General features: G+C 63.2%; 20 protein-coding genes and 1 tRNA gene. 4 read left to right on the top strand and 17 right to left on the bottom strand.

Annotated features, from left to right (window positions below; genetic code table 11):
• Nucleotides 1–169: 169 nt before the first annotated feature.
• The 14 genes from ABID37_RS05890 to ABID37_RS05825 all read right to left on the bottom strand — a co-directional run bounded on the left by ABID37_RS05890 (nt 170) and on the right by ABID37_RS05825 (nt 8,992).
• Entirely contained in the window at nt 170–604 is a 435-nt protein-coding gene (locus tag ABID37_RS05890) for a type II toxin-antitoxin system VapC family toxin (protein ID WP_354193236.1), read from the bottom strand.
• Entirely contained in the window at nt 601–837 is a 237-nt protein-coding gene (locus ABID37_RS05885; protein ID WP_354193550.1) for a hypothetical protein, read from the bottom strand. The genes ABID37_RS05890 and ABID37_RS05885 overlap by 4 nt, the downstream gene beginning before the upstream one ends.
• Nucleotides 824–2,764 (bottom strand): AAA family ATPase, encoded by a 1,941-nt coding sequence (locus tag ABID37_RS05880; protein WP_354193235.1) that lies wholly within the window; start codon nt 2,762–2,764, stop codon nt 824–826. Before ABID37_RS05880 ends, ABID37_RS05885 begins: the two co-directional genes overlap by 14 nt.
• A complete protein-coding gene (locus ABID37_RS05875; protein ID WP_354193234.1) occupies nt 2,761–3,330 on the bottom strand; it encodes a hypothetical protein in 570 nt (189 codons plus the stop codon). Before ABID37_RS05875 ends, ABID37_RS05880 begins: the two co-directional genes overlap by 4 nt.
• On the bottom strand, nt 3,327–4,619 hold the full coding sequence (locus tag ABID37_RS05870) for a dsDNA nuclease domain-containing protein (RefSeq protein ID WP_354193233.1): 1,293 nt from the start codon (nt 4,617–4,619) through the stop codon (nt 3,327–3,329). Before ABID37_RS05870 ends, ABID37_RS05875 begins: the two co-directional genes overlap by 4 nt.
• 130 nt (nt 4,620–4,749) lie before the next feature.
• A complete protein-coding gene (locus ABID37_RS05865) occupies nt 4,750–5,421 on the bottom strand; it encodes an Abi family protein (RefSeq protein WP_354193232.1) in 672 nt (223 codons plus the stop codon).
• A 127-nt stretch (nt 5,422–5,548) separates the two neighbouring features.
• Complete coding sequence (locus ABID37_RS05860; RefSeq protein WP_354193231.1) at nt 5,549–6,040, bottom strand: LexA family protein; 492 nt, start codon at nt 6,038–6,040, stop codon at nt 5,549–5,551.
• 333 nt (nt 6,041–6,373) lie between these two features.
• A complete protein-coding gene (locus ABID37_RS05855) occupies nt 6,374–6,883 on the bottom strand; it encodes a GNAT family N-acetyltransferase (RefSeq protein WP_354193230.1) in 510 nt (169 codons plus the stop codon).
• Nucleotides 6,884–6,886: 3 nt separating this feature from the next.
• Nucleotides 6,887–7,186 (bottom strand): type II toxin-antitoxin system TacA family antitoxin, encoded by a 300-nt coding sequence (locus ABID37_RS05850; RefSeq protein WP_354193228.1) that lies wholly within the window; start codon nt 7,184–7,186, stop codon nt 6,887–6,889.
• A 97-nt stretch (nt 7,187–7,283) separates the two neighbouring features.
• Nucleotides 7,284–7,469, bottom strand: a complete 186-nt coding sequence (locus tag ABID37_RS05845; protein WP_354193227.1) for a PIN domain-containing protein — start codon at nt 7,467–7,469, stop codon at nt 7,284–7,286.
• Nucleotides 7,466–7,726, bottom strand: coding sequence for an antitoxin (locus ABID37_RS05840; RefSeq protein ID WP_354193226.1), 261 nt, complete (start codon nt 7,724–7,726; stop codon nt 7,466–7,468). The genes ABID37_RS05845 and ABID37_RS05840 overlap by 4 nt, the downstream gene beginning before the upstream one ends.
• A 186-nt stretch (nt 7,727–7,912) precedes the next feature.
• On the bottom strand, nt 7,913–8,335 hold the full coding sequence (locus ABID37_RS05835) for a PIN domain-containing protein (RefSeq protein WP_354193224.1): 423 nt from the start codon (nt 8,333–8,335) through the stop codon (nt 7,913–7,915).
• Nucleotides 8,332–8,631, bottom strand: a complete 300-nt coding sequence (locus ABID37_RS05830) for a hypothetical protein (protein WP_354193223.1) — start codon at nt 8,629–8,631, stop codon at nt 8,332–8,334. The genes ABID37_RS05835 and ABID37_RS05830 overlap by 4 nt, the downstream gene beginning before the upstream one ends.
• A 286-nt stretch (nt 8,632–8,917) precedes the next feature.
• A tRNA-Gly gene (locus tag ABID37_RS05825) sits at nt 8,918–8,992 on the bottom strand.
• A gap of 386 nt (nt 8,993–9,378) precedes the next feature.
• Here ABID37_RS05825 and ABID37_RS05820 point away from each other — a divergent pair.
• From ABID37_RS05820 to ABID37_RS05805, 4 genes are all read left to right on the top strand, one after another.
• Entirely contained in the window at nt 9,379–9,876 is a 498-nt protein-coding gene (locus ABID37_RS05820) for a prolyl-tRNA synthetase associated domain-containing protein (RefSeq protein WP_354193222.1), read from the top strand.
• A gap of 87 nt (nt 9,877–9,963) precedes the next feature.
• Nucleotides 9,964–10,929: a thioredoxin gene (gene trxA / locus ABID37_RS05815; protein WP_354193221.1), complete on the top strand. Its 966-nt coding sequence runs from the start codon at nt 9,964–9,966 to the stop codon at nt 10,927–10,929.
• An 80-nt stretch (nt 10,930–11,009) separates the two neighbouring features.
• A complete protein-coding gene (locus ABID37_RS05810; RefSeq protein WP_354193220.1) occupies nt 11,010–11,684 on the top strand; it encodes an LON peptidase substrate-binding domain-containing protein in 675 nt (224 codons plus the stop codon).
• A gap of 119 nt (nt 11,685–11,803) precedes the next feature.
• Nucleotides 11,804–12,010 carry a Trm112 family protein gene (locus ABID37_RS05805; protein WP_354193548.1) on the top strand — a complete coding sequence of 69 codons (207 nt, stop codon included), beginning with the start codon at nt 11,804–11,806 and terminating at the stop codon, nt 12,008–12,010.
• Between the two features lie 196 nt (nt 12,011–12,206).
• Here ABID37_RS05805 and ABID37_RS05800 read toward each other — a convergent pair whose 3' ends face one another.
• The 3 genes from ABID37_RS05800 to ABID37_RS05790 are packed head-to-tail and all read right to left on the bottom strand — an operon-like array spanning nt 12,207 to nt 17,969.
• Entirely contained in the window at nt 12,207–15,593 is a 3,387-nt protein-coding gene (locus tag ABID37_RS05800) for an error-prone DNA polymerase (RefSeq protein ID WP_354193219.1), read from the bottom strand.
• A complete protein-coding gene (locus ABID37_RS05795) occupies nt 15,590–17,062 on the bottom strand; it encodes a Y-family DNA polymerase (RefSeq protein WP_354193217.1) in 1,473 nt (490 codons plus the stop codon). Before ABID37_RS05795 ends, ABID37_RS05800 begins: the two co-directional genes overlap by 4 nt.
• Nucleotides 17,004–17,969, bottom strand: a complete 966-nt coding sequence (locus ABID37_RS05790; RefSeq protein ID WP_354193216.1) for an ImuA family protein — start codon at nt 17,967–17,969, stop codon at nt 17,004–17,006. Before ABID37_RS05790 ends, ABID37_RS05795 begins: the two co-directional genes overlap by 59 nt.
• Nucleotides 17,970–18,115 lie beyond the last annotated feature (146 nt).

Raw genomic sequence — 18,115 nt, 5'->3', positions numbered from 1 at the left:
TCAACCCGTCACGGCAAACCCGTCCGCACTCTCAACTCTATCGGTGATTGACCTGGTGACGGGCAGCGTCCCGCTCACAATGTTGAGCGTGAGCACCAGCAAACTCGCAGCCTGTCGCACTATCACATTGGGTAAGAACCGCAGGTGGCCAAAACCCGCCCGCGTTTCTTCAGATCGTTGGGCCGCGCATCGGATTGATGATCTCGACGCCAGCGAGGTCCTTCCCGTTACTCGTGACGACGACGCATCCATTGGCTTCGGCAATGGCAGCGATGATGGTGTTGAGTGCACTTCTCGGCCGACCGCCGGCTTTCCCGTCGGTCATCAAGCGCGCCCAGATCAGGGCGGCGGGCTCGTCGAAGGACAGAACGCGGCCGGCGAACAGCGCCTGCGGACCCTCGGGGCCGCCGAACCAGTCTTCCAGATCGTTGCGTCTCTTGCCTGCCGGCTTTTCGAGAATGCTGCGCCGGATTTCCGCGACGGTTAGCGACGCGATGTAGAGGTCATCGTCATTCTGATCGGCCATCCACGCGAGGAGCGATTCCGATGGTGACGGCTTGGTGACATTGCGGATGATGTTGGTGTCGAGCAGGTATCGCGTCAAATGTCGGTATCCCGCCCGGCATCGTGGGAGCGCGTGAGATCGAGGTCGGCCCCGACGAGCGGGGACCGGCGCAGCGCGGCGAGGATGCCGCCTTTCCTTGATTCGTCACCGGCCATGCTCTTGCTGACGGCAGTACGGAGCCGCGAGGCTTCGGGCGTGTCCTCGGTAAGACGTTTGGCGAGTGAGCGAGCAAACGCGGCTAGTTTGATCGATATGCAGTCAATGACCGTGATAGTAGCGTATTAGCGGCGGATGATCTGGTTCATTTTGAGTTAGTCGGCGTTCCAGATGGTCGTCAAGTGTTTCTGGCGGCTCAAAAAATGTCTGGTCAATCATGATACATTGCCACGACTTAAGCTCGTTATCTAACAGCCGATAAAGCTCGGTATAGAAATTCCGAAATATCTCCGGATTGATGTCCGGCGTGATATTCTTCATCGGTGAGTCGATGACGATGAATCTTGGTAACGGCAGATGCCGTTGCGCCGCTGTCTGGTGCAGCGCAAGTGCGAAGCATATCTTGAAGAGCACCATTTTACCGCCGGAGCCGGCATCGCTGTACGTCCAGGCAAGGGATTCATTGCCCTTCGGATGCACGTAGGGAAACCAGGTACGTTGGTTCAGGAAGACTTTGTCGTCCGCCTTGATCTCCGGAAAATGGATGGCGCGAAGCAACGCATGGAAGTTCTTTTCCAGCGCATCGACATTCTTCCGGCCGGCATCGAACCGGCCCTGTTCGGTCTGAATATTCCGCTCAAGCTCGCTGATGCGCGTTGACAGCGCGTCGGCCTCTTTCATCTTGGCCTCGACTTCGCCCGGCATGCCCATGATGCGCACCAGAAGGCGGCGCCGTTCCCTGATCTCGCCACGCCGGCTCTCAAGTCGCCGGGCGCGCTTCATATATTCTGACTCCACCTGCCTGCGGGCAGCATCCACGCGTCGCTGCGCATCGGCGCGCCGGGTCGTGAGACCGCCCAGTTCCTCGTTCTGCCGGTCGTGCGATCTCTTGAGGCGCTGCACGGACCGTTTCAGGTCGTCGATGCGGTCAGACAGGTCGCGCTCCATCACGGCGCTATCGCTTTCAAATCCGCCGGGCGCTTCCGCGAGGTCTGACTTGCACAACACGCAATGCGCTGCGTCGCTTTTCCGGCTGACCTCCGTGCCGCAGGCCGGACAGGCATGAAACGCCGCGCCCTTCAGCAACTCGGAGGCGGTTGAGGATCGGGCGATCTTGAATTTCATTGCCAAGAATTCCGCGATGAGCGATTCCTGTTCCTTTAGGCGCTGCTCGATATCGGCGATCGCTGCTGTTTTCGATGCGATGGCATCGGAAAGTCCGCCGATCAGCGCCTGATCCTCTTCGGCGACGGTCGAAGCGGGGAGATCGTCACTGCCCTGATTCTCAATCTCATGATCGAGTTTCTCCTCCTCGTCGTTGAGCTTGTCGATCTCGGCCTCGATCGTTGCTTTCGACGCAAAGCCGTACCGATGGAGAAACTCGTCGATCTGCCTGGCCGCTTCGCGCATCGTGCGCTGTTCCTGCCGGGTTTCCGAAAGCTCGGCCTGTAGTTCATTCAGCCTGTCGCTGTGGAAGCCCAGAACGTAGCGCAGCACATCCTTGGACTTTTCCTGCCGGATAGGCTGGTCGAGCAGGAAGAAGCTGGAATCAAGGTCCGGCTGGTCGAGATAGCAGAATTTATAGAAATCCCTGAAACTCAGGCGTTGGAGGGCCGACTCCGGATCGTCCTTGCGCTTGCGGACTTTCAGCACCGGCATGCCGAGGGTGCGCAGGAGAAAATCACTGTAGTTGTAAATCTCGTCGCCCACGATGGGCACTTCGCCGGCAGCAAGGGGCAGGTTCTCGCGCCCGGCCTCGCCGTCACGTTCCCAACTCACCTCAACCGAGGTGGTTGTGTTGGGGTTGCGCTCAATCAGCAGGGCCGTATCGCGGATGACCGCCTGAAGCTGAACTCCGACAAGCTCACTCTGGATAGCGGGCGTCTTTTGCAGCGAGCCACCAAGGCAATAGTCGATCAGTTCCGCGATCGTGGATTTGCCGGTGGACATCTCACCGTGGAAGAAAGAAATCCGTCGGCCGAAATGCACGCGCTCCTCGCTCTGCTTGCAGAGCAGGACAAGGGATTCCATTAGCAGTTTCATCGGGCGTCCCCTGTAAACGTGATCCCTTCGTTGAACTCCAGCGATGTCAGCTCCGGGAACTGTTCATAGATAAATTCCATCAGCGCGCGCGCCTTCAGGTTGAGATGCTTCCTCAACAGCACTGCGCGCTCATAAACTCGCGAGAACCCCGGCGATTCAATCAGCTTCTCCGCGAGATCGCCCCCTTGCGGAGTAAGGTCAATATGGATTGTGCGCCCGTCGGTGCGTACGACTGCGAGGCGGCGTGCCACCAGAATATTGAGGAAGCGGCGATACCGGTGATCCCACGGGCCGTAGCGGTAGCGTATCATCCGCGCTTCGATGGTCAGCCGTTCGAAGTCGTCCACCGGAATGTTTTTGGTGGAAACCCCGCGCGCGATAAGGGCTTTCTCCAAGCATGACGGATAGCGGAGCAGGAAATCGAGTTTCGCCAGCTTGGTGATGCCTTCGATCGCCGCCGGGGCGTCCGGTTGCGAGAAAGCTTTAAGCAGGACGATGATGCGGGCAAGGTGCACGTCCTCGTCCTTGTCCAACGCGGTGACGATCTCGACGAGGTCCAAGCTCATGGCGCGTCCTCGGCTGCGTTGAAGTGCGGCGACCACCACGTCTTGCATTGCTGCGTGAGAAGACCCGCGGCGCCGATCAGATGCTCGGGGCGGCAACCGTGGAGTTGATCACGATCATCCCTGGCGCGCGCCATCAGGCGTTCGGCAAGCGCGCCGAACATCGCCGAACCGTAAGGCTCCCCGCCCTTCTCGGCACCGGCATGCGCCTCGGCGGCTTCGAATTGCACCGCCGCGAGCACGTTATTGTAGCGCTTCGTTGCCTCGTCCGCCCCGTACTTCCGGCTCCATTCGAGGAACAACGCCTCGAAGGAGCGGACACGATCCGCGATGTTCGTGACACGGCCGGCCTCGACGCCGCCCTTTGCTAGTTTACGGAACGCGATCACTAGATCGGAAGGCGCATCAGAGGGCGTTACCAGCGTCGAGACGTTGATATCTTCGTATGGCTTGCTGCCGCTTTTGAACCGGTCGATGACAGCGAGAACATCGTCTTTGCAGATGCGCTTCCCGGCGAGAAGCTGGTCGTCGACCGCTTGCTTCAGGTCGGTTCCTGGAGCGAACAACTCCGTTACCGCTCCCCGTAGCGTCTTGGCCGACGCCTCTCGCGCGAGTTGGACCAGCGCTTTTGCAATCGCGGCGACCGTGGCATATGGCAATTCCTCTATGCCGGGACACTCGCAAAGTGCCTCCTGCAGGTTGCTGCCTATATGGGTGATTTCCGCTTCGTGACCCCGAATCGTCGTCCTTACAAGGGTGGCAGCGACATTCTGGGGGCTGAGGCCGGTACTGGCAGCGATCCCTGCGACATATTGGCGCAGCGGATTGTTCTCACGCAGGCCTTTGATGCCGCCCCGCTGCCGGAGCGAGTCGAGGAGCCAGGGGAGGTTGTTCAGCGACTGCTCATTCTTCCAGAAGGAATGGTTGGTCGTGAAGTCGAAGCCTTCGAAACAGCCAGGGAATTTCTGGTCCAGCAGGCAAAATTTCCCAAGAGCATTCGTGACCTGTTCCTCGCCAGCCTTGAAGGGCAAGAGCGTAATCTTGCGGGTCTTAATCTGGGTACCAATGAACTTCCCGGCACCGTTCTTTACCAGGAAATCTTCGTGATTCTCGCAGATAATCTCAACGCAGTCTCCTTCTCCGGTAATGAGGCGGATTGCGTTTATCGCAGCATATGTATGCTGATAGTCAAAACGTGCAGAGACGTCGTCACCGGGATCAGCTTTATCCAGAACCAGATCGGGAGATTTCACAACGTCAATGCATAGCCCAATTTCCCACCAATTGCGCATGCTATCCTATCAGAGCCGAGCTGCAAGTATGGAATATGGGTGTTGCTGCGATGGACGAATGGCATTTGCTTGCCATCGAAGTTAACGCAGGTGGATTATCTAGTTCCTTGAAGGGTGCGGGCCTTGCATTTCATCCCGCCGCCTCGCCCTTGAAAAGCTCCACGCCTTGCTCTGGATAGAGGGCTTCAAAGCGCGAGCAGTCCCGGCACCATGCGGCCGCGACCGGCGAAAGCCACTCTGTCATTTTCAGGATGGCGCTATAGTGCTTGGGCAGATTCCAGTAGAGGATTGGCTCATGATGGGCGATGCGGTTGCGTAGCATGCGGATCGGCCCAAGGGGGGTGGAGAAATCCTTGCGCCTGAGACCCTTACCATCCTCGCGCCGTGCTATGTCCTTCAAGGTCTTCTGCCAGAGGTCCTCGTATTCCTTGCCGAGCATGGCAGTCCAATAGCCGAAGGTGAGGGATGCCACCATTCTGCCTGGGGTCTCGTGCTTGCCCTTCTCGGCAAGGTCCTCTCGGGCCTTCTGGAGCATCTCGACCTGGACGTCGTTGCTCTGGTAGGCCTCAAGATCATACCATGTCTCCCCGTACGTGCCGCTCATCACTTGGTGGATGCGGTTGCGCAGTGCCACCTCGAGCATGTGCAGGGGGGTGTAGAGGCTCTCGCATAGGGCTGCGTTGAGGGTGTAGAGCTCAAGGGCGCGGTTGCGGTCCTGCTTGGCCCACCCTAGATAGGTACCGAACCTGTCTGCTGAGAGGGTGGACTCTAAGCCGGGGTATATGGCTGCTTCCATGTCCATGTCACTCTGGGGTTGATTTCTCACCCACCCGGGGTTATATTGAAACCGTAGACCCCGGTACCGTCTCTGCCCTAGGCATGCGGCCGGGGTAATTCTTTTCTGGGGATAGGTCGAGTATTCCCCTAGTCTAACCCTTTGTCTTAGTCCGCTTGCCCCTCGGGGTCTCGGCCTTCTTGCGGGCCTCTTCTTTCTCCTCACGTTCCCGGGTGAAGTCCGGCTCAAGGGCCTTGATCTTAGCGATAAGGCCGTCGAGGCGGTAGGTGTTGGCTCCCCAGTCACCTACCGCGGTCCTGTGCTGCTCCCTCTCGATGAAGCCTGCTTTCTCCAAGGCCTGCATGTTGGCCTTGACGGTGGAGGACTTGATGCCGATCCGGTCGGCCAGCTGCTGCTTGGTCGGGAAAGGGTCACGGCCAGGGGTCCTCAGATACTCGAGGAGTTGGATAAGGATCGAGAACTGGGTCGTGTTGATGCCAAGACGGTGCTGTGCCCGGATCATGATGCTCGGAATGGCAGCGTATCCATGGCCTTTTACCTTCTTCCCCCAGATCTTCTCGAAATTGCCGGGAGTTTTGTCTTCGCTCTTGGGTGGGAACGGGACAACTGTGTTGGGCATGGTCATGGAAAATACTCAGATTCGTTGTGGTGCCCGACAGATAAGGACGCTCCGCCACTGACCGCAATAGGTCGGAGAGGACGAGGTGGGCTAAATTTCTGACCGACGTGCCTACCGTGCTTCCGCTGTTACCGAATAGCCCTAATTCCGTGATCCTAATTAGTGGACAGGTTCTGGGCCCTACCTGGGTCAGGAGGCGCACCCACCGTAGGCTAGGAAACTCACCTACCTCGCAGAGCGCGAACAACCTATGATAGACCCTGCAGCGGACCGGCAGCTTTCAGGAATCCACGACGGTACCCTGAATGGCCGAAATAGGGCGCAGACCCGCCGTGACACTCACCGTCTGAGCGTTGCCAAAGACACAGCAATATCGGCGATCGAGCGGAACAGCATGAGTGGATCGTCTCGGGACGGGAGGAATCCTCGCCGGCGCCAGAAGGCTGCAGCCTCGTCATCTACCGCGTTGACCATGAGCGCGCGGCCGCCGACGAGGCTGGCTGCATGAACGCAGCGCTCGAGTGCGTGTTTCAGGAGACCGGTACCGATCCCGCGCCCGACCCAGTTGATATCGGTCGCAACCTGACCGAGTAGGAGGCAGGGAACGGGATCGGGCGGCTGGCCGGTGCGGATTGATCGGGGCAGTATGTTCGGCACGACCGCCGTGGGGGCAAGACCATAGTAGCCAACGACCCGGCCTGCCTTGTGAACGACCAAGACAACCGTAAAGCCCTTCTCCTGATTGGAAAGGGCGCGGGTCCTGAGCCAATGGTCCAGCGTCGGCTTTCCGCAGTTGAATTCCGAAACGTCGTGAACCGCGGTAAGCGGTTCGGGCGCCGAGATCGCCACGGCTTAGCGCTTGGCCGTATAGCCGGATTCCCACGGGGACGGACGCTTTGTCACTTCCACAATTTCGGGCACCGACGTTCCCGGCCCGGACAATGCAGCCATGAATTCGGCGAAGCCTTCCGGGCTCATCCGGATGAGTCCGTTCTCCATCAGCACATCCTCGGCCGCACGCACGGCTGCATCGCGCACGAAATCCGTACGCGATCGGCCTCGTAGGCCGGCCGCACGATCGATCATCGCGATGTCGGCCTCGGGCAGACGCATCGAGATCGGATGTTCCTTACGTCCAGCTGTGGTAGCCATTGCGCTCTCCTATTGGAAAGAGAATAGTGGATCGTAGTGCAATATGCAATACACGAGCTGTCGTCTGCTGCCTGAAAGCGTCGACGTTTGCGCTCGGTTAGTTCCACGACTGCGGGAGGAAACCGATACGACTGCAATAGACGCCGAAGTGGAGCTCATGGGCAACGACGGAAGAGATGGTCAGCGAACCCGTCTCTGTGGATTCGACCCTGCGCAGAAGCGCTTCCGAAAGATACCTCACCAGCGCGATCACCGCGTTGATGTCGAAGAGTCCGCAGATCATTGAAACGCTGGGTCGAGATCGGGACGGTGCTGTTCGTTCGGCTGCTCCCTGCCGTCCGCCATGAAGTCGGGACTGAAGCCCCGGTCGATCGCCGCGCGCAGTGAGGCCCAACGTCCAACCGTACCTAACTTCGGGCGCAGGATCACGGCATCGCCCTCTCGCGTGACCTCGACCTCATCGACGGTGAAGCGGAAATCCTTTGGCAGCAGGACGGCCTCGGAGTTACCGGCCCGGAAGACCTTGGCAATATGGGGCATGGCGACCTCCTGTAGATATACTGCCGTATTAGTCTCTCTGGTCGGCTGATACGGGAAGGCTCTCTGGTGCGCGCTTGCACACATCTTGACCTGTCATCCACAAAAGCCAGACACGAAATTTCAACGCTGCAACGGACTACTCTTGACGCCTGCAATACCCGGCGGGGAAGATTTTTCGCACCGCCGTTAACGAAGTGAGTTGATAAACTCGACGCCAGCGAGGTCCTTCCCGTTACTCGTGACGACGACGCATCCATTGGCTTCGGCAATGGCAGCGATGATGGTGTTGAGTGCACTTCTCGGCCGACCGCCGGCTTTCCCGTCGGTCATCAAGCGCGCCCAGATCAGGGCGGCGGGCTCGTCGAAGGACAGAACGCGGCCGGCGAACAGCGCCTGCGGACCCTCGGGGCCGCCGAACCAGTCTTCCAGATCGTTGCGTCTCTTGCCTGCCGGCTTTTCGAGAATGCTGCGCCGGATTTCCGCGACGGTTAGCGACGCGATGTAGAGGTCATCGTCATTCTGATCGGCCATCCACGCGAGGAGCGATTCCGATGGTGACGGCTTGGTGACATTGCGGATGATGTTGGTGTCGAGCAGGTATCGCGTCAAATGTCGGTATCCCGCCCGGCATCGTGGGAGCGCGTGAGATCGAGGTCGGCCCCGACGAGCGGGGACCGGCGCAGCGCGGCGAGGATGCCGCCTTTCCTTGATTCGTCACCGGCCATGCTCTTGCTGACGGCAGTACGGAGCCGCGAGGCTTCGGGCGTGTCCTCGGTAAGACGTTTGGCGAGTGAGCGGATAAGGTCGCGATCGGAGTCACGGCCGAGCACCTCGAAGCGCACAAGGCCCTTCTCGCTGAGGCGAGAGCGATAGTTTTGAATTGCACGGCGCTGCGAGCTTCCCAAGGTTGATCTCCAGAAATGTTTCCAGTAATATAACCAGAGAAATCGGAGCGCGCAACGTCGCGTTGCCGCGCGAAGGCGGCGGAACGCAGGGAGTCGAATCGGTGGTCGATTTGCGGAAGAGAGTGGAACGGCAGGGTCTTGGCGGGTCGCCGACTGTGCGCTGCGGCACGCTGGAATTTGCTTCCTCGTGCTTCCCCCCTGCTTCCCCGCTTTGCGAAGATGGGCCGGGGAAGCAGCAAACGCCCCGCAGGGCGCTTGTTAAGTGCTTGAAATCATTGCTGATTTTTGGAGCGGGCGAAGGGATTCGAACCCTCGACCCCAACCTTGGCAAGGTTGTGCTCTACCCCTGAGCTACACCCGCTCGCGCGGCTCTCGCCGCAAGCCGCGCCTATATGGCCGAAGACCGAGGCGATTGCAACAGGGAAATCGCGTCTTTTTTGAAGCTTTCTGTACCTGACGGAAAGAAGCCGCATCGGCCGGGCAAAATCGGCCGGCAGGAAGCGAAAAGCCGGATGGCGAGGCCGGGATCGGGCAGGGCCCGCACAACGCCCCTCCGCGCGGCTGGCAGTCGGTGGGCGCGAAAGCCCTTAAGCCCTTAAAGAGTGCGAAGCGGGTTGCCGCGCGCAATTACACGAAACAGGGAGGGAAGCGGTTTCGCGATTCGAAGAAAAGGCGAAATGCCCGAAGCGATTCCCCTTGCCGAAAAAATGCTCTAAACCGGCCCGGCACGGACAGCAGGGAGCGAAAATGCCGAAAACCGAAGACGAGCTTTACGCCTTTCTCGCCGATCTCGGCATTACGGTTTCGACCACGCGCCATCCGCCGCTGTTCACTGTCGCCGATTCGCAGGCGCTGCGCGGCACCATTGCCGGCGCCCACACCAAGAACCTGTTCCTGAAGGACAAGAAGGACAATTTCTTCCTCGTCACCGTGGACGAGGACGCCGAGGTGGACCTGAAGCAGATCCACCACCTGATCGGCGCCGCCAGCCGCGTGTCGTTCGGCAAGCCGGAAATGCTGATGGAACTGCTCGGCGTCGTGCCGGGCGCCGTCACCGTGTTCGGCCTCATCAACGACACGCAGGGCCGGGTAAAGACGGTGCTCGACGCCGCGCTGATGGAAAACGACATCGTCAACGGCCACCCCCTCACCAACGAGGCGACCAGTTCGATCCGCTCCGCCGACCTGCTCAGATTCATCGAGGCAACCGGACACGAGCCTGTTATCTTGAAAGTCGCGGCCTGATCGCCACATTGAGGGCCATGCGGCTCGGGCACGCAATCGGGGGCCGGGAACCGCTCCGGCTCCGACAACAATTTCTGGGATGAGACAATGAGCGACAGCAATCCGTTCGGCTCGGGCAGCCAATATGCAACGACGGTCCAGTTCGGCACCGACCCGGCCCCTGCCGGCAGCGCCCCCGCCGATGTCATCAAGGACACGACGACGGCCGCCTTCAGCGCCGACGTGATCCAGGAATCGCGCAACCAGCCGGTGCTGGTCGATTTCTGGGCGCCGTGGTGCGGCCCCTGCAAGCAGCTCGGCCCGGTTCTGGAAAAGGCGGTGCTGGCCGCCGGCGGCCGCGTCAAGCTGGTCAAGATGAACATCGACGAGCATCCGGCCATCGCCGGCCAGCTCGGCATCCAGTCCATCCCGGCGGTCATCGCCTTCAAGGACGGCCAGCCGGTCGACGGCTTCATGGGCGCGGTTCCCGAAAGCCAGATCAACGAATTCATCGCCCGGCTGGGCGGCGGCAAGGACGACGGCAAGGCGGCCCTCGCCGAGGCGCTTGCCGCCGCTGCCGAGGCGCGCGGCCAGGGCGACGCGCAAACTGCCGCCGACATCTACGGCGCCATCCTGCAACAGGCGCCCGATTCGGCCGAGGCCGCCGCCGGCCTGGCCGATATCCTGTTCGAGGCGGGCGACGCCGAAGGCGCCGGGGCGGTGCTGGACGGCGTTCCCGAGGACACGCGCGACGCGCCGGAGATAGCCGCCATCCGCACGAAACTGTCGCTGGCCGCGCAAGCGGCGGAGTTGGGCGATGCGGCCGAGCTGGAAAAGCGCCTCCAGCAGGACCCGGACGACCATCAGGCCCGCTTCGACCTCGCCATGATCCAGAATGCCAAGGGCGAGCGCATGGAGGCGGCCGACAATCTGCTCGCCATCATCAAGGCCGACCGGACCTGGAAGGATGACGGGGCGCGCGCCCAGTTGCTGCAATTCTTCGAGGCCTGGGGCATGACCGACGAGGCCACGCTCGCCGCCCGGCGCAAGCTCTCCTCGCTGCTGTTCTCGTAGGGGAGGCGGCACATGGCGGAGCGATGCCGCTTTTTGCGAATCGCGAAAACGCTCCGCTTCTTGTTGTGACGGACAAGGAAATGCAGGCAGGAAACGCACATTACCGGCGCGAAGCGGACCTTCCGCACACCGTTGCGGTGTTTCCGCTGGAAGGTGCCCTGCTCCTGCCGGGCAGCCGGCTGCCGCTCAACATCTTCGAGCCGCGCTACCTGCAGATGGTAGACCACGCCATCGGCTCGGACCGGTTGATCGGCCTCATCCAGCCCAGCCTCGACGGCGCCCAGCGCAACGATGGCCAGCCGGAACTGTGCGAGGTCGGCTGCTTCGGCCGCATCACCTCGCTCACCGAGACCGGCGACGGCCGCTACCTGATCGCGCTGCAGGGCGTGTGCCGTTTCCGGCTGGCCGACGAACTGGCGGTCAAGACCCCGTTCCGCCAATGCCGGGTCACACCGTTCCTCGCCGATCTCGACGACAGCGGCGCCGTCTCCGGCAGCATCGACCGCCCGGCCCTGCTGAAGGTTTTCCGCGCCTATCTGCAGGCCAATGACCTGCAGGCGGACTGGGAGGGGGTCAACCGGGCCGACGACACCATGCTGGTCAACGCCCTGTCGATGATGGCGCCCTATGGGCCGGCGGAAAAGCAGGCGCTGCTCGAGGCGCCGGACCTGCGCACCCGCGCCGAAACGCTGATCGCCATCACCGAAATCGCGCTGGCCCGCGACAATGACGATTTCGGCTCGAGCCTCCAGTAAGCATGCCGCCCGAAGGCGGGAGCCGGTTTCATCCGGAACGAATCTGAAAGATCGCGGCGCGCTTTGCGCATTCCGCCGGGGAGGCGTTATGGTGGGGCGAGAGCATGCGAGGCAGGCATATGGCGGATGAGCGCGACAAGAAGGAGCCGCAGGTCGACCCGAAGCTTCTGGAGCTGCTGGCCTGCCCGCTGACCAAGGGGCCGCTGAGCTGGGACCCGGAGCGCGGCGAGCTGGTATCGCGGCTGGCGCGGCTGGCCTATCCGGTCCGCGGCGGCATTCCCATCATGCTGCCTTCGGAAGCGCGCACCCTGTCCGAGGAAACGTGAAGGTTTCAGGAGCGGCGACCTTCCGGATTTGAGCATCCTGCCAGAAGCAGGACGTTTCCGTCGCCCGGGCAGGGGCTTTCCGGTTCTTCCTGCTAAAGCGCGTCGCGATCTTTCAGATTCGCTCCTTGTGCTTTAAGCTTTTGTTTATACGCATGTCGTCATCCCGAAACCGGTTCCCACTTTCGGGCGACATGCTTTACTGGAAATTGCGGCCCTTGGGCATGACGTCACGCGCGCTGCGGGCCAGCGCCTGCGGGTTCCTGCCGGCACGCTCCACCGGGCGGCGCATGCTGTCGCCATCCGGGGCGGATGTGCCGCCCACCCCCTCGTCGAGCAGGATCCCCAGCCATGACGAGAGGTCCTCGATCCGGTCGGCGATGATATGGATGACGCCCGTTTCGGATTGCAGCTTGCCGGTGACGCGCACGAAGCGCCCGCCCATGATCGCCGCCCGGTGGCGCTCGAATATGCGCGGCCACACCACGATGTTGGCGATCGCCGCCTCGTCCTCCAGCGTCAGGAAGATGGCATTGCCCTTGCCCGGCCGCTGCCGTACCAGCACCAGCCCGGCCACGGTGACGCGCACGCCATCCATCAATGCCCCCAGCCGCGCATTGGGCGTCACGCCCGCCCGCTCCAGCCGCGCCCGCAGGAAACCGACCGGATGGGCCTTCAGCGACAGGCCGAGACTGCGATAGTCGTGCACCACCTGCTCGCCCGGCCGCATGGCGGGAAGGCGGGTGACCGGTTCCCGGTCCGGCAGGTCGAGGCCCGGCCGGTCGAACAGCGGCAGGCTTTCCACCGCGCTCTTGGCATCGAGCGCCCGCACCGCCCACAGGGCTGCGCGCCGGTCGAGGCCGATCGAGCGGAAGGCGTCCGCCTCGGCCAGCTTGCCGATCTCGCCCGTATCCAGCCCGGAACGCAGCCACACGTCACGCACCGAAACATAGCCGTCGCCGCGCCGGGCGACGAAGGCTTCCATGCGCTCCTGTCCAAGCCCCTTGATCTGGTTGAAGCCCATGCGCACCGCATGCATGGTGCGGATGGTGCGGCGCATTTCGACATGGCGTTCCGAAACCCGCGCCGGATCGAACGCGGCCTTTTCCAGTGTGCACTCCCAGCCGGAAGCGTTGATGTCGACGGGCCGGATTTCGACACCGTGCTCGGCCGCATCGCGGATGAGCTGGGCCGGCTTGTAGAACCCCATGGGCTGGGAGTTGAGGATCGCCACGCAAAAGACGTCCGGATAAAAGGCCTTGAACCAGCAGGAGGCATAGACCAGCAGGGCGAAGGAGGCGGCATGGCTTTCGGGAAAGCCATAATCACCGAAGCCCTCGATCTGCTTGAAGCAGCGCTCGGCGAATTCCTTCGGATAGTTGTTCGCCACCATGCCGTCGATCATGCGTTTCTCGTAATTGCCAATGGTCCCGTTGCGGCGGAAGGTCGCCATGGCGCGCCGCAACTGGTCCGCCTCGCCCGGCGTAAAGCCGCCGGCATCGATGGCGATCTTCATCGCCTGCTCTTGAAAAAGGGGCACGCCCAGCGTCCTGACGAGGATCTTCTTCAACTCCTCGCTCGGATAGTCGACCTTCTCCTTGCCTTCACGCCGGCGCAGATAGGGGTGCACCATGTCGCCCTGGATCGGGCCGGGGCGTACGATCGCAACCTCGATGACGAGGTCGTAGAACTTGCGCGGCTTCAGGCGCGGCAGCATCGACATCTGGGCGCGCGATTCAACCTGAAAGACGCCCAGCGTATCGGCCCGGCAGATCATGTCGTAGACGCGCGGGTCTTCCTTGCGCATGGTCGCCAGCGTGATCGGCCGGCCATGGGAGTCGCGCACCCGGTAATGGTCCTCGAGCAGGTTGAAGGCGCGCTTCAGGCAGGTCAGCATGCCGAGCGCCAGCACGTCGACCTTCAAGATGCCGACGGCGTCGAGATCGTCCTTGTCCCACTCCACCATCTTGCGCTCGTCCATCGCCGTCTTGACGATGGGCACGATCTCGTCGAGCCGGTCGCGGGTGATGACGAAGCCGCCGACATGCTGCGACAGATGGCGCGGAAAGCCCATGATCGCATTGGCAAGGTCGATCACCTGCCCGGCCAGAGGATCGGTCTTGTCGAGGCCGCCGGCCTTCGCCTCCTTCTCGCCAAGCCTGGAGGACCACCAGCCCCAGATCGAGCCGGACAGCGCCCCCTGCACATCCTGCGACAGGCCCATGGCCTTGGCCACCTCGCGCAGCGCCGAGCGGCCGCGATAGCTGACCACGGCGGCGGCGAGGGCTGTGCGCCTGGCGCTGTATTTCTCATAGATATAGGCCATGACCTCATCGCGCCGTTCATGTTCGAAATCGACGTCGATGTCGGGCGGCTCGTCGCGCTCGGTCGAGACGAAGCGTTCGAACAGCACCTCGGTCAGATTAGGGTCGACTTCCGTAATGCCGAGGCAGTAGCAGATGACCGAATTGGCGGCCGAACCGCGCCCCTGGCACAAGATGTCGGCCTTCTCGCGGGCGAAGCGGACGATGTCGTTGACGGTAAGAAAATAGGATGCGTATTTCTTGAGGCCGACAATGCCGAGTTCATGCCGGATCAGCTCCTTCACCTTTTCAGGGATGCCGTCCGGATAGCGTTTTTGCGCGCCTTGCCATGTCAGCCTTTCCAGTTCCGTCTGCGGGTCCGTGCCCGCCTCTGTCGTCTCCTCGGGATAGTTGTGCTTCAATTCGGAAAGCGAGAAGGACAGCGTGCCGGCAAAGCGCAGCGTCTCGGCCAGTGCCTGCGGACAGGCTCTGAACAGCCGCGCCATCTCGGCCGGCGGTTTCAGATGGCGCTCGGCATTGGCGGCAAGCTCGAAGCCCGCCTCGGCCACGGTCGTCTTGAGACGGATCGCGGTGAGCACGTCCTGCAAGGGCCGCCGTTCTGCGGTGTGGTAGAGCACGTCGTTGGTTGCCATCAGCGGCAGGCCGGCGGCATCGGCGAGAGCCGCGGCCTGCGCCAGCCGGAAGCGGTCGTTGCCGCGATAGTCGGGCGCCACGGCCAGCCACAGATTTTCCCCGAAACGGTCCCTCAGCCGGGCGAGCAGGGGAAGCGTGCCGGATTCTGTGGCAAGTGGATCGGGGGCAAGCGGATCGGGGGCAAGCGGATCGGGCAGGATGGCGAGCGAGATGTTGTCGCCCCATTCCATCAGGTCGTCGAGATAAAGCAGCGGCGCACCCTTTTCGCTTTCCTCGCGCAGATTGCCTGTCGTCAGCAGCCGGCACAGATGCCCCCAGCCCGTGCGGTCCTGCGGGTAGGCGAGCACGTCCGGCGTGCCGTCGGCGAAGACCAGCCGGCAGCCGGGATGACAGGGCAGGGTGCGGGGCTCGTCTTTTGTCGAAAACCGGATCGCCTTGGACTGGCTCCACGCCCGCACCACGCCCGCCACCGTGTTGCGGTCGGCCAGCCCCATGCCGGCATGGCCGAGCACGCAGGCAGCCACGACCAGCTCTTCCGGCCGCGACGCACCGCGCAGGAACGAGAAATTCGACTGCACGCCGAACTCGATATAGGCGGGCGGGCCGCTTCCGGCAGGAGAAGCGCTCATGCGAAAAGCCCGTGCAGGAACCAGTGCGGCGACGGCTGGCCGGCCTCATGCAGCCCTTGCCGGAACAGCCAGTAGCGACGGCCTTCGCTGTCCTCGACGCGGTAATAATCGCGGGTCGGCGTATCCGCGGCGCCATGCCACCATTCGGACGCGATGCGCTCCGGCCCCTCGGCGCGCACCACCTTGTGCACGGCCCGCCGCCAGCGGAAGCGCAGCGGCGGCCCTTCCGGCATTTCGGTGGCCGGCACTTCCACCGGCTCCGGCTGGCCGAACAGGCGGATCGGGCGCGCGGGCATGTGAGACGGCACCACCCGCGCCGCAGGCACAAGCGGCCGCCCGCGCCCGGAAGCGGGCGGCCGGGCCTCCCCGGTGAACGGCCGCAGGGCGACCGCACGCTCCGGCAGATGGCTTTCGACCGGCACGGGCCGCATCATCGCGCCGGCCCCAAGCCGGGCTCGCACCCGGTCCGCGAACAGCGCCAGATCATCCTGTGCGGTGCTCGCCTCGCCGGCAAGGTCGGTCTGGCGCATGTCGAAGGGCGCGGTCGCGAAGGCGGCCAGACGCACCAGATCGAAACCGTAGCCGGCGTCGAAATCATCGGCGATGGCGGCGAGCTTCTCGCGGAACAGATTGTGGATCTTGCCGGGATCGCGCAACGGCAGGGAGGTGGAAACGGCGATGCGGCTGACGGCCCCGTCGACCCTGAACAGGGAAAGGCCGAGTCGCCGCGCCCCTTCGCCGCGCCGTTCCAGATCGCGCCTCAGCGCCTCGGCCAGCATCTGGGCCAGCCGCTCGACATCCTCGGTGAGCACGACCGGCTCGGCCAGTTGCCGCTCCACCGACAGCGACGCCACCGGCAGGCGCGGCGACACCGCCTCGTCGATGCGGCCGAGCGCCTGGTCGAGGCGCATCAGCAGCGTCCGGCCGAAGCGGCGGGCGAGCGGGGCGCGCGGAGCCGTCATGATGTCGGCCACGCTGCGCAGGCCCACGCTGTCGAGCCCCGTGCAGAGCGGGCTTTCGAGACGCAGCGCCTGCGGCGGCAGCGGCGCCAGCACTTCCCTTTCCTGTCCCGGCGCAGCCACGAGCCGGCCAAAAAAACGCGCCGCCGCCCATGCGGCCCCCGCCGTGGAGGCAAGGCCGGCGCGGACTTCGAACCCCTGTTCGAAAAACCGGGCCAGCATGCCGTTCAGCATCGCTTTTTCGCCGCCGAACAGCGACGTGCAGCCGGTCACGTCGAGGAACAGCCCGTCCTCGCCGTCCAGCGCCACCAGCGGCGTGTAGCGGTCGCACCAGTCGGCAAGTCCTTCCAGAAGGCGGCGCTCGCCCTGCCGGTCGGCCTCGGCCACAGCGATGGAGGGGTGCATGGCGCGCGCTTCGGCCAACCCCATGCCGCGCTTCAGGCCGAGCGCCTCAGCCCGCGCGTCGAGGGCCGCGACCTGCGTCGTGTTGTTCTGGTGTATGCTCAGCACCAGCGGCGGGTGCGCCTTGCCTGCGGAACGCCACGACCTGCCCAGCCGCCGGCGCAGGACCCGCTCGGCAGCCAGATAGGGAAACCACAGCGACAGGATCCGCTGCCCGGTTTTGCGACTTTGCTCTTTCGGTGAACAGGCACTCATCGGAATTCCACTCCAGTGTGAACAGGCCGGGCAAGGCGGCCGGACATTTGTCGACCGAGACGGTGAAGGCGGGCCGTCCGATCGAGCCGTCGAGCGGACCGGCAAGGGTGCTGCGCTGCCCGGACGCGGCCGGCGCAACGACGAGGCGCACCGGGGCGGCGGTGGCCTCGGGCTGGGCCGCCTGGCGCAGGAGCAGCACCGGCCGGCCGGCCGCCTGCGCCCGGCGGTGCAGGCGGCGCGTCGCGGTCAGATCGAGTTTTTCCGGGTTGCCGCGCGCCTCCACCACCACGGCCGCCAGCCTTTGCAGCGGGATCGCCTCCTCCGCCACCCACAGCGCATCGGCGAGCCTGGGCACCTGCGCCAGCACAAGCCGCTCCGGCGCAAGGCCGAACAGCGCGTGCTGGCCCGCAGCATGCGGCAAGCCGGCTTCGCGGAACACCTCCACCGTGCCCGCCCACAACACCAGCCCCGGTTCCGGGACCTCCCGCAGCAACCGGGCCACCAAGGCCAGCGTGAAGCCCGCAACCGCGCCGGCATCGCGCGTCTCGCAGCCATGGATCTCGGTCAGTGCCGCGCGCATCAGCCCGCCGCCGAGCAGAGCGTCGAAACCATCGATGCCGAGGCGCAGGCGCGCACCCTGCTGGGCAGCCTCGGCTTCTCCTGCCTGGCCTTCAAGGCGTTGCGGCAGCGTTCCTTCGATCCTCGCGATTTCCCGGCGCAGGGCAAAAACAGCCTCCCGCGCCACGGCGCGGCTCGCCATGACGGTCGATCTCCTTATTTGTTCCTGTTATGTTCTTATGGATTCCAGAGCTGCGCGGAAGAGTCAAGCGGCGCCTGAGGAGAATTTATTCCTCCCCTTCTTTGCCGGCACGCATCAGCGTTTGCCGAGTCCCGCGCAAAAGCCTA

It is taken from the genome of Aquamicrobium terrae (assembly GCF_040545735.1).
GTDB classification, from domain to species: domain Bacteria; phylum Pseudomonadota; class Alphaproteobacteria; order Rhizobiales; family Rhizobiaceae; genus Mesorhizobium; species Mesorhizobium terrae_A.
The sequence above is the reverse complement of the archived record's forward strand: the minus strand, read 5'-3'. Positions and strand labels throughout refer to the sequence as shown.